Origin of the sequence: Thiocapsa sp. C2-2m, from assembly GCF_041903745.1 — a bacterium.
Classification (GTDB): Bacteria; Pseudomonadota; Gammaproteobacteria; order Chromatiales; family Chromatiaceae; genus Thiocapsa; species Thiocapsa roseilacustris.
The window spans coordinates 1-23,072 of the sequence record NZ_JBBWVD010000033.1 but is presented as its reverse complement, the minus strand read 5'-3'; the positions used below and the strand labels follow the sequence as shown (position 1 = coordinate 23,072).

The 23,072-nt window shown below is 64.5% G+C and carries 21 protein-coding genes and 1 pseudogene; 12 read left to right on the top strand and 10 right to left on the bottom strand.

Annotated features, from left to right (window positions below; genetic code table 11):
* Positions 1 to 39 precede the first annotated feature (39 nt).
* The 6 genes from mrdA (at position 40) to lipB (ending at position 6,793) form a co-directional block, all read left to right on the top strand.
* A complete protein-coding gene (gene mrdA / locus AADX97_RS21950) occupies positions 40 to 1,905 on the top strand; it encodes a penicillin-binding protein 2 (protein ID WP_374235396.1) in 1,866 nt (621 codons plus the stop codon).
* Positions 1,895 to 3,037 carry a rod shape-determining protein RodA gene (rodA, locus tag AADX97_RS21945; protein WP_374235395.1) on the top strand — a complete coding sequence of 381 codons (1,143 nt, stop codon included), beginning with the start codon at positions 1,895 to 1,897 and terminating at the stop codon, positions 3,035 to 3,037. Before mrdA ends, rodA begins: the two co-directional genes overlap by 11 nt.
* Positions 3,038 to 3,292: 255 nt before the next feature.
* Positions 3,293 to 4,297 carry a lytic murein transglycosylase B gene (gene mltB, locus AADX97_RS21940; protein ID WP_374235394.1) on the top strand — a complete coding sequence of 335 codons (1,005 nt, stop codon included), beginning with the start codon at positions 3,293 to 3,295 and terminating at the stop codon, positions 4,295 to 4,297.
* Positions 4,298 to 4,424: 127 nt separating this feature from the next.
* Entirely contained in the window at positions 4,425 to 5,567 is a 1,143-nt protein-coding gene (locus AADX97_RS21935) for a D-alanyl-D-alanine carboxypeptidase family protein (protein ID WP_374235393.1), read from the top strand.
* Positions 5,568 to 5,658: 91 nt separating this feature from the next.
* Positions 5,659 to 5,949 carry a YbeD family protein gene (locus AADX97_RS21930; RefSeq protein ID WP_374235392.1) on the top strand — a complete coding sequence of 97 codons (291 nt, stop codon included), beginning with the start codon at positions 5,659 to 5,661 and terminating at the stop codon, positions 5,947 to 5,949.
* Between the two features lie 220 nt (positions 5,950 to 6,169).
* Complete coding sequence (gene lipB / locus AADX97_RS21925) at positions 6,170 to 6,793, top strand: lipoyl(octanoyl) transferase LipB (protein ID WP_374235467.1); 624 nt, start codon at positions 6,170 to 6,172, stop codon at positions 6,791 to 6,793.
* 78 nt (positions 6,794 to 6,871) lie between these two features.
* Here the strand turns inward: lipB and AADX97_RS21920 are convergent, their stop codons facing one another.
* The 7 genes from AADX97_RS21920 to phaE all read right to left on the bottom strand — a co-directional run bounded on the left by AADX97_RS21920 (position 6,872) and on the right by phaE (position 16,247).
* Positions 6,872 to 7,396, bottom strand: a complete 525-nt coding sequence (locus AADX97_RS21920; RefSeq protein ID WP_374235390.1) for a hypothetical protein — start codon at positions 7,394 to 7,396, stop codon at positions 6,872 to 6,874.
* A gap of 16 nt (positions 7,397 to 7,412) precedes the next feature.
* The gene (locus AADX97_RS21915) at positions 7,413 to 8,921 is read right to left on the bottom strand and encodes a hypothetical protein (protein ID WP_374235389.1); all 1,509 of its coding nucleotides are present in this window, start codon (positions 8,919 to 8,921) and stop codon (positions 7,413 to 7,415) included.
* Positions 8,922 to 9,161: 240 nt separating this feature from the next.
* Positions 9,162 to 10,529: a DUF58 domain-containing protein gene (locus tag AADX97_RS21910; RefSeq protein WP_374235388.1), complete on the bottom strand. Its 1,368-nt coding sequence runs from the start codon at positions 10,527 to 10,529 to the stop codon at positions 9,162 to 9,164.
* Between the two features lie 21 nt (positions 10,530 to 10,550).
* Positions 10,551 to 11,522, bottom strand: a complete 972-nt coding sequence (locus AADX97_RS21905; RefSeq protein ID WP_374235387.1) for an AAA family ATPase — start codon at positions 11,520 to 11,522, stop codon at positions 10,551 to 10,553.
* Entirely contained in the window at positions 11,519 to 13,693 is a 2,175-nt protein-coding gene (locus AADX97_RS21900) for a transglutaminase family protein (RefSeq protein WP_374235386.1), read from the bottom strand. The genes AADX97_RS21905 and AADX97_RS21900 overlap by 4 nt, the downstream gene beginning before the upstream one ends.
* A 309-nt stretch (positions 13,694 to 14,002) precedes the next feature.
* Positions 14,003 to 15,073: a class III poly(R)-hydroxyalkanoic acid synthase subunit PhaC gene (locus tag AADX97_RS21895; protein ID WP_374235385.1), complete on the bottom strand. Its 1,071-nt coding sequence runs from the start codon at positions 15,071 to 15,073 to the stop codon at positions 14,003 to 14,005.
* A gap of 97 nt (positions 15,074 to 15,170) precedes the next feature.
* Positions 15,171 to 16,247: a class III poly(R)-hydroxyalkanoic acid synthase subunit PhaE gene (phaE, locus tag AADX97_RS21890; RefSeq protein WP_374235384.1), complete on the bottom strand. Its 1,077-nt coding sequence runs from the start codon at positions 16,245 to 16,247 to the stop codon at positions 15,171 to 15,173.
* A gap of 202 nt (positions 16,248 to 16,449) precedes the next feature.
* On the opposite strand from phaE, the gene AADX97_RS21885 reads away from it, so the two are divergent.
* From AADX97_RS21885 to AADX97_RS21860, 6 genes and pseudogenes are all read left to right on the top strand, one after another.
* Entirely contained in the window at positions 16,450 to 17,634 is a 1,185-nt protein-coding gene (locus AADX97_RS21885; RefSeq protein WP_374235383.1) for an acetyl-CoA C-acetyltransferase, read from the top strand.
* Positions 17,635 to 17,748: 114 nt separating this feature from the next.
* Positions 17,749 to 18,273 (top strand): polyhydroxyalkanoate synthesis repressor PhaR, encoded by a 525-nt coding sequence (phaR, locus tag AADX97_RS21880; RefSeq protein ID WP_374235466.1) that lies wholly within the window; start codon positions 17,749 to 17,751, stop codon positions 18,271 to 18,273.
* A 154-nt stretch (positions 18,274 to 18,427) separates the two neighbouring features.
* Positions 18,428 to 18,793: a phasin family protein gene (locus AADX97_RS21875; protein WP_374235465.1), complete on the top strand. Its 366-nt coding sequence runs from the start codon at positions 18,428 to 18,430 to the stop codon at positions 18,791 to 18,793.
* A gap of 180 nt (positions 18,794 to 18,973) precedes the next feature.
* Positions 18,974 to 19,714 (top strand): acetoacetyl-CoA reductase, encoded by a 741-nt coding sequence (gene phbB, locus AADX97_RS21870; protein WP_374235382.1) that lies wholly within the window; start codon positions 18,974 to 18,976, stop codon positions 19,712 to 19,714.
* Between the two features lie 291 nt (positions 19,715 to 20,005).
* A pseudogene (locus AADX97_RS21865) lies at positions 20,006 to 20,661 on the top strand (ATP-dependent RecD-like DNA helicase); the annotation flags it as partial.
* 86 nt (positions 20,662 to 20,747) lie between these two features.
* Positions 20,748 to 21,149: a hypothetical protein gene (locus AADX97_RS21860; protein ID WP_374235381.1), complete on the top strand. Its 402-nt coding sequence runs from the start codon at positions 20,748 to 20,750 to the stop codon at positions 21,147 to 21,149.
* A gap of 473 nt (positions 21,150 to 21,622) precedes the next feature.
* Here the strand turns inward: AADX97_RS21860 and AADX97_RS21855 are convergent, their stop codons facing one another.
* The 3 genes from AADX97_RS21855 to AADX97_RS21845 are packed head-to-tail and all read right to left on the bottom strand — an operon-like array spanning position 21,623 to position 22,689.
* A complete protein-coding gene (locus tag AADX97_RS21855) occupies positions 21,623 to 21,811 on the bottom strand; it encodes a hypothetical protein (protein WP_374235380.1) in 189 nt (62 codons plus the stop codon).
* A gap of 9 nt (positions 21,812 to 21,820) precedes the next feature.
* Positions 21,821 to 22,549 (bottom strand): FAD:protein FMN transferase, encoded by a 729-nt coding sequence (locus AADX97_RS21850; RefSeq protein ID WP_374235379.1) that lies wholly within the window; start codon positions 22,547 to 22,549, stop codon positions 21,821 to 21,823.
* A gap of 11 nt (positions 22,550 to 22,560) precedes the next feature.
* Positions 22,561 to 22,689 (bottom strand): twin-arginine translocase TatA/TatE family subunit, encoded by a 129-nt coding sequence (locus AADX97_RS21845; protein ID WP_374238729.1) that lies wholly within the window; start codon positions 22,687 to 22,689, stop codon positions 22,561 to 22,563.
* Positions 22,690 to 23,072 lie beyond the last annotated feature (383 nt).

Below are 23,072 nucleotides of genomic sequence, written 5' to 3'. Positions count from 1 at the left end.
TCACCTCCCGACCTCGACCGTCACTCCGAGCGCGGTTTAATGCTCGAAGCGAATCTCGAGGACCGCAAACGCGAGGCCCGCCTGGTCTCGATCCGAGCGCTGATCGCCGGGCTGCTCGCCATCGCCGCCTTCTCGCTCGTCGTGGTGCGTCTGGTGCATCTGCAGGTCGATCAACACGACCATTTCACGGTGCTGTCCCGCGACAATCGGGTCAAGGTCCAGCCCTTGCCGCCGGCACGCGGACTCATCTACGACGCCAAGGGCGTGCTGATCGCCGACAACCATCCGTCCTTCTCCTTGGAGATCACCATCGAGAAGGTCGGCGACCTGGATGCCACGATCGAGGGGCTATCCCGATTGATCAGGATCGAGCCGCAGGATCGCAGCCGCTTCGAGCGTCAGAACCGACAGCGCACGCGATTCCAGGGCGTGCCGATCAGGCTCAATCTCACCCAGATCGAGGTCGCGCGATTCGCGGTCGACGGGCACCGCTTCCCCGGCGTGGATATCCGCGCCGAGTTGGTGCGCACCTATCCGCTCGGCGAGCACACGGCTCATGTGCTCGGCTATGTCGGGCGGATCAACGAGCAGGAGCTCGCCCGCATCGACAAGAGCAACTATGCGGGGAGCCAGTTCATCGGCAAGGGCGGTTTGGAGAAGGCCCACGAGGCGCTGCTGCACGGTCAGGTCGGCTATCAGCAGGTGGAGGTCAACGCCCGCGGTCGGGTGATCCGGACCCTCGAGAGCCGACCGCCGGTCTCCGGAAAGGATCTGCATCTCTACTTGGACATCGGCCTGCAGCAGGTGGCGAAAGAAGCGCTCGGCGAGGAGCGCGGGGCCGTGGTTGCCATCGATCCGCGCAACGGCGGGGTCCTGGCCCTCGTGAGCAACCCAAGCTTCGATCCCAATCTCTTCGTGGAAGGGATCAGTCAAGGCGACTATCAGGCCCTGCTCAGCTCGCCCGACAAGCCGCTCTACAACCGAGCGGTGCGCGGACAGTATCCGCCGGGCTCGACCATCAAACAGTTCGTCGCCCTCGCCGGCCTTGCCTCGGGTGTGACGACCTCGCGGCGCGCGACCTATTGTTCTGGCGCATTCAGTCTGCCCGGACACTCCCATCGGTTTCGCTGCTGGCGCCGCGGCGGTCACGGGGCCTTGAGCCTCGAGCAGGCACTGGTTCAGTCCTGCGACGTTTACTTCTACGATCTCGCACACCGCATGGGGATCGATCGACTCTCGGGCTTTCTCTCGGACTTCGGCTTCGGCGCCTTGACCGGGATCGATGTTGCCGGCGAGCTGGGCGGACTTATGCCGTCGCGCGAATGGAAACAACGGGTTCGCAAGCAATCCTGGTATCCGGGCGAGACCCTGATCGTGGGCATCGGGCAGGGCTCCTTCCTGGCGACACCGCTGCAACTGGCCGTCGCCACGGCGGCGATCGCCAATCACGGCAAGGTGATTCGCCCGCAGGTCGCGCGTGCGGCACAGACTCCCGGTGCATCTGCTGCGGAGCAGTTGCCGATGGTCTCGCACACCATCGCTCTCGCCGAGGAACATCAATGGGAGCTGATCATCGACGCGATGGCGAAGGTCGTCGAATCCGGCACCGCCCGCCGCATCCGCAGCACGGACTACCGCATTGCCGGCAAGACCGGGACATCGCAGGTTTTCAGCCTCGGCCAGAATCAGCGCTACAACGCCGCGACGCTCCCCAAGCACCTGCATGACCACGCCTTGTTCGTCGCCTTCGCGCCGGTCGAGGATCCGCGCATCGCGCTTGCGGTCATCGTCGAGAACGGCGGCGGGGGCGGCGCCACGGCGGCACCCGTGGCGCGTCGCATCATGGATGCCTACCTCGGTGGCGCGAGCGTACCGAACGATGCAGGAGACGAGCGTGGCAACTAGATCGAGCAGTTATTTTTCGGACGATGCCCTGGACCAGGGGTCTCCGGGCTTTTGGCAACGGACCCACCTGGACGCCCCGTTGCTGGCGGCCCTGCTGGCCCTGTGTGGTTTCGGTCTGATGGTGCTCTTCAGTGCGAGCGACCAGGATCCGGCCGTGGTCGAGCGACAGTTGGTTCGGCTCGGCGTGGCATTCGGCCTGATGATCGCGGTTGCGCAGGTCTCCCCGGCGCGGTTACGCAGCTGGTCCCCGCTGCTGTACGGGGTCGGCGTGGCGATGCTGATTGCGGTGCTCCTGGTCGGGGATGTCGGCAAGGGGGCGCAGCGCTGGTTGGATCTCGGTGTCGTTCGTTTTCAGCCCTCGGAGATCCTGAAGCTCTCGGTGCCTATGATGCTCGCCTGGATGCTCAGTGCGCGCGCCTTGCCGCCTAAGCCCATATGGGTGGTGCTCGCCGCCCTGGCGACCCTGATCCCGGTCGTGCTGATCGCTATGCAACCGGATCTGGGAACATCGCTGTTGGTCGCCAGCGCGGGCGTGATGGTGCTCTTCGTGGCCGGCATGGGTTGGGGCATGATCCTTTCGCTTGCAGCCGTCGTTGCGGCTGTGACCCCGCTCGTCTGGATCGGTCTGCATGATTATCAGCGTGATCGCGTGCTGACCTTCCTGAATCCGGAGTCCGACCCCCTCGGGTCGGGCTATCACATCATCCAGTCCAAGATCGCGATCGGCTCGGGCGGGATCGACGGCAAGGGCTGGCTGAACGGCACCCAGTCGCACCTGGAGTTCCTGCCCGAGCGCAATACCGACTTCATCTTCGCGGTGATCGGCGAGGAGTTCGGGTTTACCGGGATCCTGGCCCTGCTCGCCCTTTATCTCTTCATCATCCTGCGCGGTCTGGTCATCGCCGCGCGGGCGCAGGATCGCTTCGGGCGTCTGTTGGCCGGCGCTCTGACCCTGGTGTTCTTCGTCTATGTCTTCGTCAACACCGGCATGGTCACCGGTTTGCTTCCGGTCGTCGGGGTTCCCCTGCCCCTGATCAGCTACGGCGGGACCTCGATGGTAACCCTGATGGCCGGATTCGGTATTATCATGGGGATCCATACCCATCGGATCCGCTCGCGCGGAGCGTCCTAGTGCAGCACGGCAGATGTGTCGAGACCGTTCGTTGTCGTTGTCGTCATCGACCATCGATACGACAACGACAACGACAACGAAAATGATCTCGGACGGTTTCGGAATCTCTGCACTGCACCTCTGGGATGATGCGTGCGAAGATGCGAGGAGTATCGGCCGCGGCACACCCTTTTCGAGGCGTCGATTACCGAAGCCGCGGCGCAATCGTCTTGCGTCCCGCATCCGAGCTCCGGAACATCCAACGAGGTACGCCCCATGACCGTTGCCCACCGATTTCTCTTTACCGGATGTGCGGCACTCGTCGCGTCGCACCTGAACGCCGAGCCTGCCGTTTATGCAACCGAGGCCGATGTGTTCGCGCGCGAGATGGTCGAGCGGCACGGATTCGATTCCGCCGAGCTGCAAGGCGTGCTGGCGGATGCCCGCTACCGTCAGGCCATCGTCGATGCCATGGATCGCCCGTACGAGGCCAAGCCCTGGCGCGACTATCGGGCGCTGTTCGTCACGCCCGAGCGGATCGCCGGTGGCGTGGCCTTCCGTCGCGACAATGCCGATCTGCTCACGCGTGCCGAGGCCGACTACGGCGTCGCTCCGCAGATGATCGCCGCCATCATCGGGGTCGAAACCAACTACGGGGTCAATGTGGGCAAGCATCGGGTGATCGATGCGCTGACCACGCTCGGGTTCGCCTATCCGCGGCGGGCCGACTTCTTCCGTCGTGAGCTGGAGGCGTTTCTCCTGCTGAGCCGCGACGAGCAGCTGGATCCGTTGCGGGCCGTCGGCTCCTATGCAGGGGCGATGGGCAAGCCCCAATTTATCTCGTCGAGCTATCGTAAATTTGCGGTCGACTACGACGGGGACGGTCGGCGTGACCTGTGGGGCAACAACGCGGACATCATCGGGAGCGTCGCCAACTATTTCAAACAGCACGGTTGGCGCTCCGGCGAGCCCGTCGTCTTTGCTGCGACGCTGCCCTCCGGCGTCCCGGCCGGGATCAGTGTGCTCGAGAAGACACCCGCCCCGCCCGATACGACCGCGGGCGACCTACGGTCGGCGGGGGTCGAGTGGGGCGAGCCTGTGCCGGCCGAGGTCCCCGCGAGCCTGATCCGGCTCGACGCGGGCGAGGACGAATACTGGGTCGGGTTGGACAACTTCTACACCATCACCCGATATAACCGCAGCAACCTCTACGCGATGGCGGTCTACCAGCTCAGCGAAGCGATCCGCGAAGGCTACGAGGCGTCGGGGCAGCTGCGTTAGATCGTAGCCTTGGTCGATCTGACACCTGTGTGGCTCGGGTTCGCCCGATGCGGATGCCAAATGCGGCGGGCGGCGGTTAGAATGCGTCCGGTCAAGCGCCATTCTTCCCGACCTCCGGATATCCCACATGAAGTTAGTTTCCAAGCTGTTGTTGATGATCTGTGTTTTTGCGCTGCCGCTTGCGGCGGCGCAAACCCGGCAACCCGTCGCCGACCCGCCTCAGGTCGCCGCAGAGGGCTATCTGCTGCTCGATTTCAACAGCGGGCAGATCCTCGCCGAGATGAACGCGGACGAGCGTCTGGAGCCGGCGAGCCTCACCAAGATCATGACGGGCTACGTGGTGTTCCGGGAGATCGCGGCGGGCAAGGTCGCCTTGACCGACAATGCTTATGTCAGCGAGCGGGCCTGGCGCACCGGCGGCTCCAAGATGTTCATCGAGGTGGGCAAGCAGGTGTCGATCCAAGACCTGCTGATGGGCATGATCGTGCAGTCGGGCAACGATGCGAGCGTCGCGCTGGCCGAGCATGTCGGGGGCAGCGTCGAGGCCTTTGCGGATCTTATGAACGCCCATGCGCAGCGGCTCGGGATGACCGCAAGCAACTTCACCAACCCGCACGGATTGCCCGATCCCGAGCTCTACATCACCGCGCGCGACATCGCCAGGGTCGCCACGGCGATCATCCGCGAATTTCCCGAGTTCTATGCCTGGTACAGCACGCGCGAGTTCACCTTCAACGGGATTACCCAGCAAAACCGCAATCCCATGCTGCGTCGCGACGAGACCGCGGACGGCGTGAAGACCGGCTATACCCAGGCCGCCGGTTACTGCCTGGTGTCCTCGTCCAAACGCGAGGACATGCGGCTCGTCTCCGTGGTGATGGGGTCGCCTACGCCTAATGCGCGGGCCGAAGCTAGTCTTGCCCTGATGAATTACGGTTTTCGTTTCTACGAGAGCCATCGCCTGTATCCGGCCGACCAAGCGGTCGAGACCTTGCGCGTTTGGATGGGCGACAAGGAAATGCTTCCCGTCGGCCCGGGGGCGGATGTCTTCGCGACCTTCCAGCGCGGGCGTTATTCGGAGCTCGCAGCGCGTCTGGAAAAGGCGGAGGATGGCCTGACCGCCCCGATCGCGCGCGGTGCGCAGGTCGGCGAGATCGTCGTCTTGCTCGGCGAGGAGGAGCTCAATCGGGTGCCTTTGGTCGCACTCGAAGATGTCGGCAAAGGCGGTCTCTGGCAGATGGCCAAGGACAGCGTCCTTAGATTGTTCTGATCGGATCAGGCCCGAACACAGGTGCGAGATGGCCGAACCCAAGCCCCCGTCGAGACCGAATCCTTCCCGGGTGCCGGCTCCGAGACCGGCAATGCCCGATCCCGGCAGGTCTGACCCCAACGCGTCCGAACCCGTCTTCGTCTTTCCCTGCCGTTTTCCGATCAAGGCGATGGGGCTCGCGGATGCGCACTTCGAGGCCCTGGTGATCGAGATCGTGAGCCGGCATGCACCGCGACCCGAGGCAGCGGACGTGAGCGCCCGTCTGAGCAGCGGCGGCAAGTGGATCTCGGTGACCCTGACCATCCAGGCGGAAAGCCGCGCGCAGCTCGACTCCATCTATTGCGACCTGACGGCACACGAGTCGATCGTCTGGGTGATTTAAACCGCGCCCGGTGCGGTATGCGTCGTGTATTGGACTGGCTTGGCCGCGCCAGCTCCGACGACTGTCGGAGCTGTCGCGGTTTCAAGTATTAAAAAATATTAGATTTAGAACCGCGCCGCCAAAAAGGTCGGAAAAATCCTTGAGCCCGACACAACATGAAAATGGCGCACTTCACTCTGGATGCGGCCTAAGCGCGGACAGCGATGGCTCGGGTCCGCTCCTGGTGCGTCGCCTGCCGGGCTATCGGGACTATCTTCCGACCTTGGAGGCGATGCGCGGATTCACCGATCTGCGCGGCCCAGACACCCCGGACGAGCTCTGGCTGCTCGAGCATCCGCCCGTGTTCACGCTCGGCCAAGCCGGCCGCGAGGAGCATCTGCTGGATCCCGGCCCCATCCCGGTCATCAAGGTGGACCGCGGGGGGCAGGTCACCTTTCACGGTCCCGGACAGTTGGTCGTCTATGTCCTGCTGGATCTGCGTCGGGCCGGCCTTGGCGTCAAGCGGTTGGTCGGTCTCCTGGAGCAGGCCGTGATCGACCTGCTCGCAACCCTGGACGTGGCGGCCGAGCGCCGCACGGATGCGCCCGGTGTCTATGTCGCGGGCGCCAAGATCGCCTCCCTCGGTCTACGCATCCGCAACGGCTGCAGCTATCACGGACTCGCCCTGAACGTGAGCTTGGATCTCGCCCCCTTCGGTCGGATCAACCCTTGCGGCTATCCCGGCCTCGCCGTGACGCGGCTGTCGGACCTGGTCCCGAGCGTGTCGATGCCCGAGATCGAGGCCGACTTGGTTCGGTTGCTCGCCGCGTCGTTCGGGATAACGGCGACGCCGCGTGCGGTTTAAACCGCGTCCAGAGCGAGATGCTCATTTTCGAGTGAGCTCGACGTTTGGTGCATCCACAACCCTTAGCGGGGACGCGGTTTAATGCAGCGTTCGGGGAGTCTCCCGCTCGTCCTCCTTCAAGGGCAAGAGATCGACGAATCGCCCCTTGGCCTCGGTGAAGTGTTGGAACTCGGGTCGGCCGAAGGTGCGCTGTGTCTTCGAGGCGCCCTTCGGCTCGATCGGGATCTGCGTGACCCAGAGCCCGTGACGGGTCTCGAGTGCGAAGGAGGCGACGTCGAGCCGATAGGGCGAGGCGCCGATCGATCCGTATTCCTCGATGATCTCCTGGAATTGACCGACCTTGCTCGGCGGCAAGGACCAAGCCTCCATGATCATAAAGATGAAGTCCGCCTCATGCAGCTCGGCGAGGCGGCGAATCACGGCGGCCGCCGCGTCCTTTTCCTCGTCCGTGGCCGTGCTCAGCAGGACCGGAAAGGTCTCTCCCGTCGAGAGGTTTCCGACGAACGCGAAGGGGCTCAGGCTCTCGCCGCGCTCGAGGATCTCCCTGGCCGTGTCGATCAGCGGGCCGACAATCTTGAGGTAGGTGGCGGGAAGTGCGCTCATCGGGTGCTGCCTCGCATCAATTCACGCCCGCGACCGGACGCATCTCCTTGTCGCAGACGCCGCCGACGCTGGCCGTTCGGGTCGTGGCGGCGGTGCGGCAGGACTCGCCCCGGTCCTGGATGCTGCAGGTGATCTCCACCGGTTTTCCCGAGGAGAGCCAGCTCGGGGTCGTGCGGTAGCGTCCCACATTGCCCGATCGGCAGCCGCTCGGAATCCCGTAGGGCGGACAGGACTTGGGCGCGCGCAGCGAGACCTTGCGCCCGTCGACGACGAAGCCCGGATAGTTGTTCTCGGTGCGCACGACATCGCGTTCCGGGGTCTCGTCGAAGCGGAACTCCTCGAACCGATAGCCGTCCCCGCTCGCGGGTCCGACCTTGATCCGCGTGTTGGCGATCAGGGCGAAATCGTCCCCGTTGCGCGCGACCGCCCCCGTCATGTACTCCACGCGGTCGTGCGTGGGGAAGCACTTGCCCATGGCGGGCGCGTGATAGTAATGGCGCATCGAGGTCAGATCGGCCAGCCGATTGTCCGGAAAGATCGCCTGTAGATCACGCTCGCTGCCGAAGAGGATCCGCTCGGCATCCCCGACCGACTGAGTGTACATGGCCTGGAGCTTGGCATAGCGGTCATTGTCCGCGAGGTCCGGTCGCAGGTAGCAGGCGGTGAGTCCGGAGATCTGGGTCAGGTATTCGTCCCAGATATTGTACTGAGATACCGAGGAGGAGACGCCCTGGAAGTCGCCCGGAAACTTGCATCCCTGACGGCTCAGACACTGGCCGACCGCGCGGTTGCGGATCGAGAGCACGATGATGTTGCGCTCGCAGGCCCCGTAGGCGTTGCAGCCGCGCTCGAGATGGCCCTCGTAGATGGCCGTTCGCATGACGTAGTCGAGATGCTTCGCACGCGCCAGCGTGGCGTCCGACCCGAGCCGCCCGTTGCTGCGGATGAAGTCGCCCCAGGCACGGTCGAGTGCGGCGCGGCGGCCGGTCAGGGTGCGATTGGCGCTCTCGCATTGGTTCGATGCGTGGAAGCTGCGCACGATGCGGTCCAGCTCGGTCGCACCGCCTGGGCTGCCGGCACGGCCGCTCGACGGCGGATCGAAGAAGGGTGCCTTCTCGAGCGCATAGAGCTCGCGCACGTTGATGACATTCTTCACGCTCGCGGGGCAGTGATGGTTTTGAACCTTCATCGACTTGCGCGCCGCAATGGTGCTCTTGAAACGCTCGGTATCGCTGCGGCTGGCCTTCCTCGGATCGACGACGACCTCGAATCCCACGAACGGCGTCCCGGAGCCGTCGGTCAAGGGCTTGCCGTCTCGGATCATCAGGCAGGGGATCACGGAGGTGCCTTGCGTCAGGGTTCCGGCGGGGGAGCTCGCACCCGAGCGCGCGAAGCTGTCTGCGTTGTAGTAGGGCACCTCCATCGGACCGTTGAACTTGTAGAGGGTCATGACCGGCGTTGCCGGGATGGCCGCCTGAACGGGGATGGACGCGGCGAGCGCAAGGGCGCCGAGCAGATAACGCATTCTTTGGCTCCTGAGATGGATGGGTAGGTGTGCGGATGTTCGCACTTAAACCGCGCCTAGCGGGACATGAGACGTTCCTGGATGGGATCGGCCCCGGCAGACTTTAAGAGCGCTGGAGTCTGCGCGATTTAAGATATTAAAAAATCTCTCATTTTAAACCGCGTCCCCGCTAAGGATCGTTGATGCACCAGACGTCGCCCTCACTCGAAAATGAGCATCTCGCTCGGGACGCGGTTTAGATCAAAGCCTCCCGGCTCGCTTGATCGCGAGATACCGGTCCACCAAAGCGCCCGCCAGCTGCGCCGGCAGAAGGTCGAGGATCTCGACGCCCAGATGGCGCAAACGCTCCCGATGCCGTCGCCGTGTGGCGAGCCAGCCGTGCACGGCGTGGAAACGCAGCGCGCCCTGCAGGTCCCTGATCTCGGTCTCCAGACTCCGGTCGAGCGCCGACTCGCGCAGGTCCGCGATCATCAGCAGGTGACGCCGTCGCAGCAGGCGCGCCGCCCGCTCCACACCGGACTGGTCCTCGTCCCGACTGTTGGTGATCATCACCACCAGGGCTCGCCTCGGCATCCTGTGCAGCAGCTCGCGTGCGGCCTGCAACGGATCGGAGGCATCCAGGCTCGGCTCGAGGTCGTAGACCCGTTCGAGCAGCCGGGACATGGTTTGCGGCTCTTTGCGCGGTGCACACCAGCGCCGCGGCCCGCCATAGGTCATCAGGCCTACGGCATCCCCGTGCGCGAGGGCGACGAAGGCGACGGCGAGCAGTGCACTCAATGCCTCGTCGAGGTGCGAGTGCTCGGTGTCGCGATGGCGCATCCGCCGGCCCGTGTCGAGCAGAAAGACGAGATGTCGGTCGCGCTCGTCCTCGTACTCTCGGGCGATAAGCTTACGCATCCGCGCCGTCGCCTTCCAGTCGATCCGTCGTAGGCCGTCGCCCTGATGATAGTCGCGCAGTTGATGAAACTCCGCGCCTTCGCCCCGTCTCGGTCGGCGTCGCTCCCCGGCAGCGGCGCGCCGATCCTGCATCGCAGGCAGGACGGCGCGACCGATTCGGGCAAGATTCGGGTAGACGCGCAAGCGCGTCGACAAGGTCAGCGCGCGCATGTCGATCCAGAACCCAAGCGGCGAGCGCAAGGCGATCTCACAGCCGGGGATGGCGAAACTGCCGCGCTGCGACGGGGTCAGGCGATAGTCGATCCTTGCGCTTGTGCCGGCGCCGAGCGCGATCTCGCGCGGCAGGCCCTGCGCGGCGAACGCGCTCGGATGCAGGTCATGGAGACGCAGCCGAAGGTGTCGGGCCGAGGGGTTGGTCAGTGTGAGTCGGACCCGGCCCGGGGTACCGAGCGACAGGATGCCCTGCACGTCGCGGCGCAGCTCGGGCGAAGGCAGGCCGAGGAGCGCGAGCAGGTCGGCTGCGGCGAGCACCCCGAGCAGGATGCCGAGACCTTGCCAGGCGAGGCCGGCCTCCGGAAGCCAGACGGCGGCTAGGCCCACTGCGGTCCAGCCGCCGAGTGCCGAAACCAACGGGGTGCGTGGTCGCAGGGCGAGCCGCTTCTGCCGCGATCCGAGTGCGTGTGGAGCGAGAGCGGGCTGCTCGGCCTGCATGCGGATCTGGTCCGACGCGGCTTAGGTGCGTGGGGCAGGCACGCCGGCGAGGAGATCATGCAGAACATCCTCCGGGCCGAGACCCTCCATCTCGAGATCCGCGCCGAGTGCGAGCCGGTGGCGCAGCACGGCGGGGGCCATTGCCTTGACGTCGTCGGGCGTGACGTAATCTCGGCCGGCGGCGAGCGCATGTCCGCGCGCGGCGCGCACCAGGGCGATCCCGGCACGGGGGCCGGGTCCGGTCTCCACACCGGGCCAGTCACGCGCCGAGCGGACCAAGCGCACGGCATAAGCGAGGACGCCGTCGTCGATCCGCAGCCGCGCGGTCACCTGCTGCAGATCCAGCAGATCGGTTACGTTCAGGACCTCGCGCACGCCCGAGACGTCGAGCCGGTCGCCGACCCGATCGTGCGTCACCTGGCGCACCATGGCCAGCTCTTCGTCCGCCTCCGGGTGATCGACGATGACCTTGAGCAGGAAGCGATCGAGCTGCGCCTTGGGCAGCGGATAAGTCCCCTCGTGCTCGATCGGGTTCTGGGTCGCAAACACCAGGAAGGGCGGGCTCAGTGCCAGCGGGGTGCCCTCGATCGTCACCTGTTGCTCCTGCATGGCCTCGAGCAGCGCGGCTTGCGTCTTCGCGGGAGCCCGGTTGATCTCGTCTCCGAGCAGCAGGTTGCAGAAGATCGGGCCGCGCCGGATCCGAAACGCCTCGCTCTTCATGTCGAAGACCGCATGGCCGGTGACATCGCTCGGCATCAGGTCGGGCGTGAACTGGATCCGCGAGAAGCGCCCGCCGACGGCGGCCGCGAGCGCGCGCACCAGAAGCGTCTTGCCGACACCGGGCACGCCTTCGAGCAGCACGTGACCGGCCGCGGCCAGGGCGACCACGGACTCGCGCACGACTCGCGGTTGGCCCACGAGGGCGCAGCCGATGGCGGCTTCGAGCGCGGCGAGCGTATCGGCGCAGCGATGGACGTTTGCGGCGAGGGTCATGTCCGATTGCGCCACGCCGGCTCGCGTGCGCGGTTTCCAAGCCCGAGCCAGCGCAGATCCAGCGCATAGGGAGTGATTGACTCGGGCGGCGGCGTGTGAAGTGTCTCCGGTGCGGGCGGGGATGCAGACTCGACCACGCAGCGCTCGGCCCGTCGCGCTGCGGCGTCGTCGAGGTCGGCGGGCAGACCCTCATAGCCGCCTCCGCTCGGTCGCCAATCGTGCAGGGTTGCGTGAAGGGCATCGGTGTACGCGGGATGCCAAAGCGTCAGGGACAGCGGGCCTTGGGCCGGCAGTGCGGGGTGTAGACCCTGCCAGGGCACGAAGCTGCGATAGCGCAGGCCGAAGACCTTCGCCGGACCTTGCGCGTCCTGCTCCAAGCGCCAGGGGAGTCGCACGTCGCCGACCGCCATCTGCCAGTCGGCGAAGTCTTCGGCGGCCGTCCCCTCGACGGCGCGCAGGCGGATCTCCACGCGTGTCGTGCTCGCATCCACGAGCCGAGAGGTTTCCTGATCCTGGCGACCGACATCGCCGATCAAGGGCCAGAATTCCACCGCGCGACGGATTGTCAGCTCGCAGTCGCGATGCCGCACTCGGGCGATCAGCCGCAGGCTGCTGCGCCTCAGCAGCTCGGCCAATGGCGCCCCGAGGCCGAGACCCGCCGTGCTCAGATCGGCAAGCACCTCCTCGAGGTCGCGTTCGAGGTAGTAGGGCAGGGCGTAGCGGTCGTGCAGGTCATCGCCGTGATCGCACAGCGGGGCCTCGAAGTTACGAACGGCGAGCATCGCAATAATGGCGCGCAGTAGGGCGGCGAGCGCCGCGGCACGCTCGGGCGTGTGCTGCATGCGCAGCGCACGCAGCTCGACCAACCCCAGTTTTCCGCGTGCGGGCACATAGGGGTTCCAGAGCTTCTCGATGTTGAGCTCGGCGCGGTGGCTGTTCCCGATGGCATCGGTCAGCAGTTGCGACAGTCCAGACCACAGCGTCTCGGCGTCGGGGGGCGGCCCCCGCTCCAGCAATGCGAGTGCGAGACCCAGCTCGCGGAAGGCATCGCGCCCGCGCTCGTCGGCCCGCACCGCTTGCCCGGAGCCGCCGATATGGTCGTGGGCGAAGAGATAGGAGAGTGCGGGATGTCGGTTCAGATAACGCACCAGGCGCGGCAAGACGCGCGGCGCGACGAAAAAGGGACTCTCCTGCGGACTGGGTCCGCCGAAGGTGATCTGTCCGCCCCCGCCCGAGTCCGCGACCGAGCCGTTGTAGTAGAGACGGTAGGGGGCGAGCCCAAGCTCGGTGGTGGCGGCATAGAGTGTGCGCGTGGCGGCGAGCAACCTGTTCACGTCGGGATAGGGCGCCATGTTGATCTCGATTACCGCCGGATCCGGCGTGATCGTGGTCCAGGAGACGCTCGCATCGACGGGTGGCGGGTGGCCGGTCAGCATGAGTGCGGGCAGACCGGCGTTCGTGGCCGCCGTGCCGATCGCGGCGAGACAACGCCCAAACTGCTCGACCGACTCGCAGTCGGGCAGCTCGATCCGGGGCACCTTCGCACCTTGCCAGGTGACGCGGTCGAGAACAAAACAGGGTAGTCCGTGCGCGGCCCTCAGGTCGTCGGGCCACGGTTCCGCGAGCGCCGGGTCTACGAGCATTGGCTCGGACAGGCCGGAACGGTCGTCCTCGACAGGCGCGCCGCCGTCGTCGTCCGGAAACAAGGCGACCACACGGAGACAGCCTTCGTCTCCGGCGATCGATCGCACACCACAGCCGAGCCCCCGCAGGCTGGCACAGAGCTCGCGTTCCAGAACGCTGAGATCGCAGTCGCCGCCGGATGTCGTCCCGAGTGCGGGGTCGGGTGGCCCGTGCCAGACCGGCGTGCCGTCGCGCCGGGCGTAGAGCCCGAGGCTCCAGCGCGGCCGGTCCTCGCCGGGATACTGCCGGCCCCGGGTGCGCAAAACCACGCCGCCCATGCGGCTCTGCAACGCACACAGGAGCTGCTCGGCGCGTGTCTCCTTGTCCTTGCCCAGGGCGGTACTGAGCCACTCGGGCGCCTCCGAGAAACGATCGGTGAAGGTCGGCTCGGTGCCGACCCAGATCGCGAGCCCCATCGCCGCGACGGCCTCGTCGTGTGCGCGCACGGCGTGGTCGAGATCAGTCGTGTCCCGATCCTGCCCGCTCATCGCCGGGCCTCGCCGCTGGCGCCGACATGGCCGGTCTGCGGCGCGTCAATCCCGTGTGCGGTCTCTGTGATTTCGCAGTGCATGCCCGACAACCCTGTAAGGTCGGGGTATCGGAATGATCCCCGTGGCTCTCGCAAAGGATCATGCCACGGGTGAAGGCGACGGGGACAGTCCCGCGGGGTCGGGCGGGAGGCGGAGATCGATTTCCCCGCGAGTCCGGATGTGGCGTCGACTGCCGCGTAGCCGCGGCAGTCCGTGCGGAGGTCGAAGAAGCGTCCGATGGGACTCCTGCGACCTCCGCATGTCGCGTTACGCGGAGTGCGCGTTCAGCCACTTCCCGATGGCGGGGGTGACCTCTTTCTGCGCCTTACCGCTGACATAGATGCCAATGTGGCCGCCGGGGAAGGCAAGCTCGGTGTAGTCGGTACTGCCGGTCAAACCCTTCAGCGCCCTGGACGCATCCGGCGGCACCAAGTGATCCTGCAAGGCATAGATGTTGAGTACCGGGCAGGTCACGTTCTTTAGATCCACTTCCCGGCCCGCCAGCATGACGCCGCCGTTGATGAAACCGTTGCGCTGATAGAAGTCCTTGATGAACTGGCGGAAGGTCTCGCCGGCCTGATCCGGGCTGTCGAAGATCCACTTCTCCATGCGCAGGAAGTTCTTCACCTTGTCCGGGTCGTCGAGCACATCGACCATATTGACGTACTTCTGACCGGTCAGGCTGAATGGCTTGAGCGACAGGAAGGTCCAGTTCAACAACTCGCCCGGGATGTTGCCCATGGTGTCGACCGCGAGGTCGATGTCGACGTTCTGCACCCAGGCGGACAGGAGGTTGCCCGGGGTCTTGAAGTCGACCGGGGTGACCATGGTCACCAGGCTGTTGACTTTGTCCTGATGCATCGAGGTGTACATCAGGCTGAAGGCACCGCCCTGGCAGATGCCGAGGAGGTTGATCTTCTCGACCCCGTGCGCCTCGCGGATATGGTCCACGCAGCGGTCGATGTAGCCGTTGATGTAGTCGTCGAGCGTGATGGCGCGGTCGGCCTGATCAGGATAACCCCAATCGATCAGGTAGACGTCCTGCCCGGTCGCCAAGAGACCCTTGATGGTCGAACGGTCTTCCTGGATGTCGGTCATGTAGGGCCGATTCACCAAGGCGTAGACAATCAGCAGCGGGACCGGATCGGGGGTCACGCCTTCGGGCGTGTCGTAGCGGTAGAGCACCAGCTTGTCTTCGGCGTAGACCGGCTCCTTCGGACTCACGCCGGTGTCGATCTTCTCGGCGTTGAGCAGGTTTTCCATGCCTTGGCCGAGCTTGCGGGAATAGTCCAGCATTTCTTGGGTGAGCTTGTCGGGCCGGATATCGATCGGCATCATCACAGTTCGGTTCCTCGCGGATTCTTTGGATACGCGTCTGCGGCACCCGGTTCGTCGGGGGCCGCAGGGCGCGTGACTTGTCTGGTGACGGACCGTGCTAGTCGGTGCTGCCGGTCTTGGTCGCGGTCTTTTTGCGCACCGGCGCCTTGGCGGGCGCAACCGACTTGATGGCCGTTGCGGGAGCCTCGAGCGGGGTGCCGGCGATGGCTGCAACCTGACGCTCGAGCGCGTGAAGGCTCTGGCCGAGCTTCTTGTTCTCGCGCCGGGTCTCCTGCAGACGATCCTGCAGGGTACGCAGCTCGTTGCGGCTCGGCATATTCATGGCGCCGAGGTTCTCGTCGACCAATACCGCCATGCGCTTCTTCAAGGCCATCTGGGCGTTGACCAGGTGGCCGTGGATCTGGGCGTATTCCGGGGTCGCGACCTCTTCGGCATAAACGGCCTCGCAGGACATGACCCAGTGATCGTAAAGGGCGCGGGCCGAATCGATGCTCTTGCCGCTGTCGATGACATCTTGGACGTAGCGACCCATCCGCTGGACGGATTTGACGCCGAGCTGGGCATAGAAGCCGTTGTATTCCTGCAGCGCCTTCTGGTACCCCATGGAGGCGCGGATCAACTCCTGGTACTGGCCCTGCTCCTCGCGGGTATAGCCTAGCCCGGGCGCGGACAGCGCGCGGTTGAAACCGTCCTTGACCTGATCGTGCGGCATGTAGCGCAAGGCATCGCCGGGCATCGGCGACATCGATGACATCATGCGCTGCCAGTTGTCGAGCGGCATCTCCCAGAAGGACATCATGCGTTGCATCACGTTGTCGCCGTCGTCCACCGTGCCGCTGAAGCGCTTCTGGATGTCCTCCATCGCTCTCGTCCAGAACGCCATGCCGTCGGCCGGGGAGGCGGTGTCGCCAGGCTTCCCGGAGGCAAATGCCTCGCCGAAACGGAAGAAGACCTTGCCCTGCTCCATCATTTTTTCCATAAACGCCTTGGATGCATCGGGTGCGGCCGGCGCGAGCGCTTTCCACCAATTGTCGAGCGCACCTTCCCACGGGTTGGTGAGCTCGCCCATCCCGCCCTGCGTGCCCATCGCTTTGCGGCTCATCTCGGTCCAGCTGTCCCAGTACTTGCGTTGCAGATCCATCCAGCTGTCGTTGAAAAAGGTTTCACTACTCATCGTTTTGCCCTCCTTTGGGTCACTTTGCAACACACGTTAGCACGTCGATTTGTGCACTGCAACAAAGCGGCGTAAGATCGGAGTTGATCAATCGGCGCGAGCGGGGCATTTTAGATCCCGCACCCGGAGCTTTGCGTCACGACTCGCCAACTCCGACTAGGCGTCTACTCCAAAATCCATAAGGCAATAAGGCATTCACACCATGAGCGACAACATCGTGATCGTCGACGCGGGCCGCACCGCCGTTGGCACCTTCGGCGGCAGCCTCGCCTCTCTCCCCGCGACCGACATCGGCGCCGCCGTGCTCAAGGCGCTGATGGAGCGCACCGGGATTGCCGCGGATCAGGTCGACGAGGTGATCCTCGGCCAGGTTCTCACCGCCGGCGTGGGCCAGAATCCGGCGCGTCAGACGACCCTGAACGCGGGTCTTCCGCATACGGTGCCGGCCATGACCATCAACAAGGTCTGCGGCAGCGGGCTCAAGGCGGTACATCTAGCAATGCAGGCGGTGGCCTGCGGCGACGCCGACATCGTGATCGCGGGCGGCCAAGAGAGCATGAGTCAGTCCGCGCATGTCCTGCCGCGCTCGCGCGAAGGACAGCGTATGGGCGATTGGTCGATGAAGGACACCATGATCGTCGATGGTCTTTGGGATGCCTTCAACCAATATCACATGGGCGTGACCGCGGAGAACATCGCTACGAAGTACGCCTTCACCCGCGAGGCCCAAGACCAGTTTGCGGCCACATCGCAACAGAAAGCCGAGGCGGCGATCAAATCCGGGCGCTTCGTCGACGAGATCATTCCGGTCAGCATTCCACAGCGTAAGGGCGACCCGGTCGTCTTCGCCACGGACGAGTTTCCGCGCCCCGGCACCACGGCCGAGACGCTCGCTAAGCTGCGTCCAGCCTTCGACCAGGCCGGCACGGTCACCGCCGGCAACGCCTCGGGGATCAACGACGGCGCTGCGATGGTCGTGGTCATGAAAGAGTCCAAGGCCAAGGAGCTCGGTCTGAAGCCGATGGCCCGCCTGGTCGCCTTTGCAAGCGCCGGGGTTGATCCCGCCATCATGGGCACCGGCCCGATCCCGGCGTCGATGAAGTGTCTGGAGAAGGCCGGTTGGACGCCCAAGGACCTCGATCTGATCGAGGCCAACGAGGCCTTCGCCGCGCAGGCGATGTCGGTCAATCATGAAATGGGCTGGGATCTGAGCAAGGTGAACGTCAACGGCGGTGCCATCTCGATCGGCCACCCGATCGGTGCCTCCGGTGCTCGGGTGCTGGTGACCCTGCTCTACGAGATGCAGAAGCGCGATGCCAAGAAGGGTCTCGCGACACTCTGCATCGGCGGCGGGCAAGGTGTGGCTTTGGCCGTCGAGCGAGTCTGATCCGAACCCGGGCGGGGAGTCCCCCGGCGAGGGATCGTCGGGCCTCGCAGGTCGTACCCCGTCTCGACTGGGGTACACTTCTTCGGACTGAAGGACGATAAGGCCCAGATGCCCATGAAAGACGAGCGCATCATCAAGAAGTACCCGAATCGGCGCCTTTACGACACCGAAGTCAGTCGCTACATCACGCTCGCCGATGTGCGCGATCTCGTGATGAGCTGCACCGCCTTCAGGGTGGTCGACACGGCGAACGACAACGACATCACGCGTTCCATCCTGCTGCAGATCATGCTCGAAGAAGAAAGCGGCGGAGAGCCGCTGTTCAGCGCGACCATGCTGTCCCAAATCATCCGCTTCTACGGCGGTACCCTCCAAGGCATGTTCGCGCGCTACCTCGAGGGTTCGCTGGATCTCTTCTCCAAACAGCATCACGAGCTGGTTCGGTCTCTGGGCGAGACCCCGTTCGATGCGATGACACGGATGACCCAGAAGAATGTCGAGCTGTGGTCAGAGATCCAAGGGGAGCTGATGCGCGCGGCTGGATTCGATCTCGGCGGCAAGCCACGTGACAAGACCGGTCGCAAGGAGCCCGCTTCGACCGACAACAGCACCGACAAAGGACGCGATCAGCCCGACTGAGAGGGTCTCGGGCGGTTCTCGGGCGATCGGGGCGGTTTGGATCAATCCACTTTGATTGGCAACTTGGGGGTTGACAGGCGGCTGTCTCGCGGCTATTGTGCGCTGCAACAATTGCTGCACTGCACAACCCACCGGAGCAACGACCATGACGACCATGACTGCCAACGATACCCTGCATACCGTCAACGAGATGACCAACAAGACCGTCGAGCGTATGACCAGCCTCGGCGAGCTGAACGTCCGCATTTTCGAGAAGATGTCCGCGCGCCAAATGGATGCCATGAGCCTCTATATGGAGCATGCCATGCGCATGATGAAGCTCGCGACCGAGTCCAAGGGCTACAACGAGTTCTTCAAGGGCCAGGTCGAGGCCACCAAGGAGCTGAGCGAGCGTGTTTTGGCCGAAGGCAAGACCAGCATGCAGGCCGTCAGCGACGTGCGTGACGACTATCGCGCCTGGTTCGAGAAGAACATGTCCGACGTGTCCGCCGACCTGCGTAAGAGTGTCCCGGCTGTCTAACCCGACAGTCGGCTGGTCCCGGCAGCCCAAGGATGGGCCGCCATTCGCAAGTCCCCTACATTGGAGGCTTGCGAATGGTTCGTGATCGGAAGATCTTGAACCCCCATGAGCGGATCGCGCGTTGATCGCTCCGGACCTTGACCATCGTTACACACCAATAATATCCCGGAGGAAAAAGACATGGCTCGCATCGCACTCGTGACCGGCGGCATCGGCGGTATCGGCACCTCGATCTGTACCAGACTGGCACAGGACGGCTGCACGGTCGTCGCCAATCATCATCCTTCCGAGACCGCTGCTGCGGATGCCTGGAAGAAGGATCGCGAGGCCGAAGGTTTCGCCATCGACACCATTGCCGCCGACGTGTCGTCCTTCGAAGACAGCGCGCGCATGATTAGAGAGATCACCGAGAAGCACGGCCCGGTCGACATCCTGATCAACTGTGCCGGTATTACCCGCGACAAGACCTTCAAGAAGATGGAACATGCGCAGTGGGATGCCGTCATGCGGGTCAACCTGGACAGTGTCTTCAACGTGACGCGCAACGTCTGGGAAGGGATGCTGGATCGCGGCTTCGGTCGGATCATCAACATCTCCTCGGTCAACGGGCAGCGCGGTCAGTTCGGTCAAGCCAACTACTCCGCCGCCAAGGCCGGCATGCACGGCTTCACCATGGCCCTGGCCCAGGAAGGTGCGTCCAAGGGTGTCACGGTGAACACCGTCTCGCCCGGCTATGTCGAGACCGCCATGACGCTCGCAATGGACGACACGGTGCGCAACAGCATTATCTCGGGCGTACCGATGCGCCGTATGGCGCAGCCTGCGGAGATCGCCGCTGCGATCGCCTTCCTAGCCGGCGACGAGAGCGCCTACATCACCGGCGCCAACCTGCCGGTCAACGGCGGTCTCTTCATGCACTGACGCGCTCGTCACGTCTAAACCGCGTCCGGTGTGCTTAAAATCTGGAGCGTTCGAGATCAGGTTCGCTGCAGAGAGCAACCTTGGCGAGACGCGGTTTAGAGAACGAACATTTTAAAGCTCAGAACATCGGTGTCTCGGACCTGCCGACGATTCGCGGAGCCCGAGACTCAAAAGATCGATACCAGTGTCCTCCTCGTCTCTCTCATCATGAGACGTTTCCAGCCCGGCTCCCCGCCGGGCTTTTTTTTATCTCCATTAAGCCCCCTTTCTCGCGCCGGCAGTCAGAATTAGAATCCCTTAGTGGCTGATCTGGTGGTGGTCGACGAGACGTCGATGGTCGACATCGTGTTGATGAACCAGCTCCTGCGCGCCATTCGGAGCGACGCTGCAGTCATCCTGGTGGGGAATGTCGATCAGCTTCTCTCGGTCGGTCCGGGGCTGTCCTCGCCAATCTGATCGATGCCGGGAGCATTCCGACGGTGCGCCTGACGGAGATTTTCCGCCAGGCCGCAGCCTCGCGCATCGTCGTGAACGCCACCGCATCAACGCCTGGCAGCTGCCGGAGGTCTCCCGTGCGAATGGCCCGGAAAGCAATTTCCATCTGATCCACACGGACACCCCCGAGGCGATTCACGAACGGCTGCTCAAGGTGGTGATCGAGCGTATCCCAGCACGCTTCGGGCTCGACCCGGTTCGCGACATCCAGGTCCTCACTCCGATGAATCGCGGCGGCCTCGGCGCCTGTGCCCTGAATGTCGCCCCAGCATTACACTTTGCTGCAACGCAATCTGCTCTATACCGCCGTGACCCGCGGCAAGCGCCTGGTCGTGGTGATTGCCCAACCGCGCGCGCTTGCAATGGCGTTAGAACGAACCGATTCGTGCAGGAGGCTGACACGGCTGCGGGAGCGGGTGTCCGGGGCGAAGAACCCGTTGGAGGGAGACTGACACCCGTATGCCGGTCCAACCGAGAGAGCCCGCGGGGGGGGTATGGCGACGCTCAAGAGGCCCGGGCTGCCGCTTTCCAGCCCGCCGTGAACGATCAGGAACTGCAAGCACAGCAGCGCGATGTTCAACGTTCACTGGGTCGCTGCCTGCTGCGCCTGCAGCAGTACGAGCGCCTGATGAAGGTCATCGTCGCGCACCACGACCTCTCGGGGTCCGTGCATGCGCTGGAGAAAATCCGTGCAGCGCGCCGCGATGATGCTTCGACCAAGACCTTCGGCACCCTGGTGGGGCAGTTGTTCGGATCGTATGTCGTTACTGGGGAGACGGACACCGCCGCCGATTCCACGGCGAACGAATCGGAGAAGTTTCTTTCTTCGCCATGCGGGCGGTTCGGCGGCTACGCCGGGGCCGGCAGCATGGCCGGCAAATCCAATTGGCGGCCGGTGAGGTGCTTTTCCAGCGCACGCGAGAGCATCCGGTACCAGTAGTGCAGGGGACTGAACTGCTCCGCAGTGCGGCGCAGCGTTTTGAAGAAGGCCGCGATGTCGCGGCAGGTCGCCTCCACCCACGCCGCCTCGGCGTGGGGATGGCTGATGGTGACTCGTGGGGCAACGAGGTCACCAGCACGGCGTACTCGTAAACGATGGTCTCGTCGGTGAGCGAGCGAAACGCGCTTTTTCATCGGCAACATCGGCACCGGTGTGGCCGACATCCGACGCGCCACGGGCGATTAGTGGGGCGTGGAAAACGATCTGCATTGTCCTCCGAGACCAGGCTTTCGGCGACCGAGCTACCGACCTGGCCGGCACCGAGGATCATGATTTTCATGCGATTGGGCCGCCTCCATCAAGGTCCGGAATACCCCGCCCAGTTGGGACTGCTTTCCCCGACCGGCCGGCGCGTACCTGGGCTCGGCGATGAATGCCCCGACTCGCCTGGCCCCGCGGCCGGTGGCAGCGGCTTATTCCGACCTGGAGCGGGCGAGATCGTCCTCGAAAGCCGGGCTCGCGACCCCCCGCAGCGCGTCGCACTCGCGAACGATAAAATAGGCAGCAATCCCCATGGATGCCGCAAGCGCCGGCGCACGCTGCTCGCCGAGAACCATGAAGGCGGTAGCAAGTCCTTCCACGACGGTCGCGCGGTCACCCACGACGGTCGCCTATCCCAGATTGCGCTCGATCGGAGCACCCGTCGCGGGATCGATCTCGTGCGAAAAGCGTTTGCCGCCCTTCTCAAAAAAGTTGCGATAGTCGCCCGAGGTCGAGATCGCCTGGTCGGATACCGGGACCACGCGGTGCACGGCGCGCTGATCAGGCAGCTGCTCCTCGATCGCGATGGCCCAGGGTTGACCCTTGGCGTTAAGCCCCTTCGCGCGGATCGTGCCGGCCACCGCGACCATATAATCGGTCGCTCCCAGCGCATCCAACGCCGCGGCGACGCGGTCCGCATCGTACCCCTCCCCGAGCGCGGAGAGATCGATGTAGACATCGCCCCGGGCCTTGCGCAGGGCCGGCGGGGAGGCGCGCAGCTCCAGCTTGCGCCAGCCGACGCGTTCGCGCGCGGCCTGAATCTGCTCGGGGGTGGGAAGCTCGTCCGGTCGGGACTCGGGTCCGAAACCCCAGCGGTTGACCAGGGGTCCGACCGTGATATCGAAGACACCGTTGCTCAGATCAGCGATCCGCTGGCCTTCCGCGATTAGGGCATGAAGCTCGGGCGAGATGGGAATCCAATCCGTGCCGGGATTCGCGTTGAGCCGGGACAGCTCGGAGGTCGGCTCGTAGGTCGAGATCTCGGCGATGACCTGATCGAGGATCGACTCCATGCGTCTCGCGGCCTTTTGGGCTTCGACAGCAGCCGGACCGCGCCGAGCACACCGGAACGAGGACATCCATACCTCCTTCACGGCTGCCGAGCGGAGGCGGAGTCCAGTTCCGACGCGATACCTGGAAGTCGCCTGGATCCGAACAGGAGCAGCACCACAACCAGCACCAGTAGAAGCTCCCAGACACCCATGCCGGAAACACCCATGTCGAATCACTTCGTGAATGAAGCACTGCTCATGAAGACGGGCGCGACCGCCGCCCCTTGAACCTAAACTCCATCGACATCGGAGCGAAGGCGCGATTGTAGCAGCCGCTCCGAATGACGTGTCGACTCGCTCTACGGATCAGGCGCCGCTTGCGAACACCGCAACTGCGCTGCGAACGGCGTCGGCTCCACAGCTCGATATCGCGTATCGTTCGAGACCATCACCATTTCTTCGCGCAATGAGGGCGTCCTCGTGCCATGTCCGACAAAGGGTTTACCGGAGCACTCGGCGGACGGATCGCACTCACCGCGTTCTTGATCGGACTCTTGTTCCTGAGCTACCGGGTTCTGCACCTCTTTCTCGTGCCGGTCACCTGGGGCCT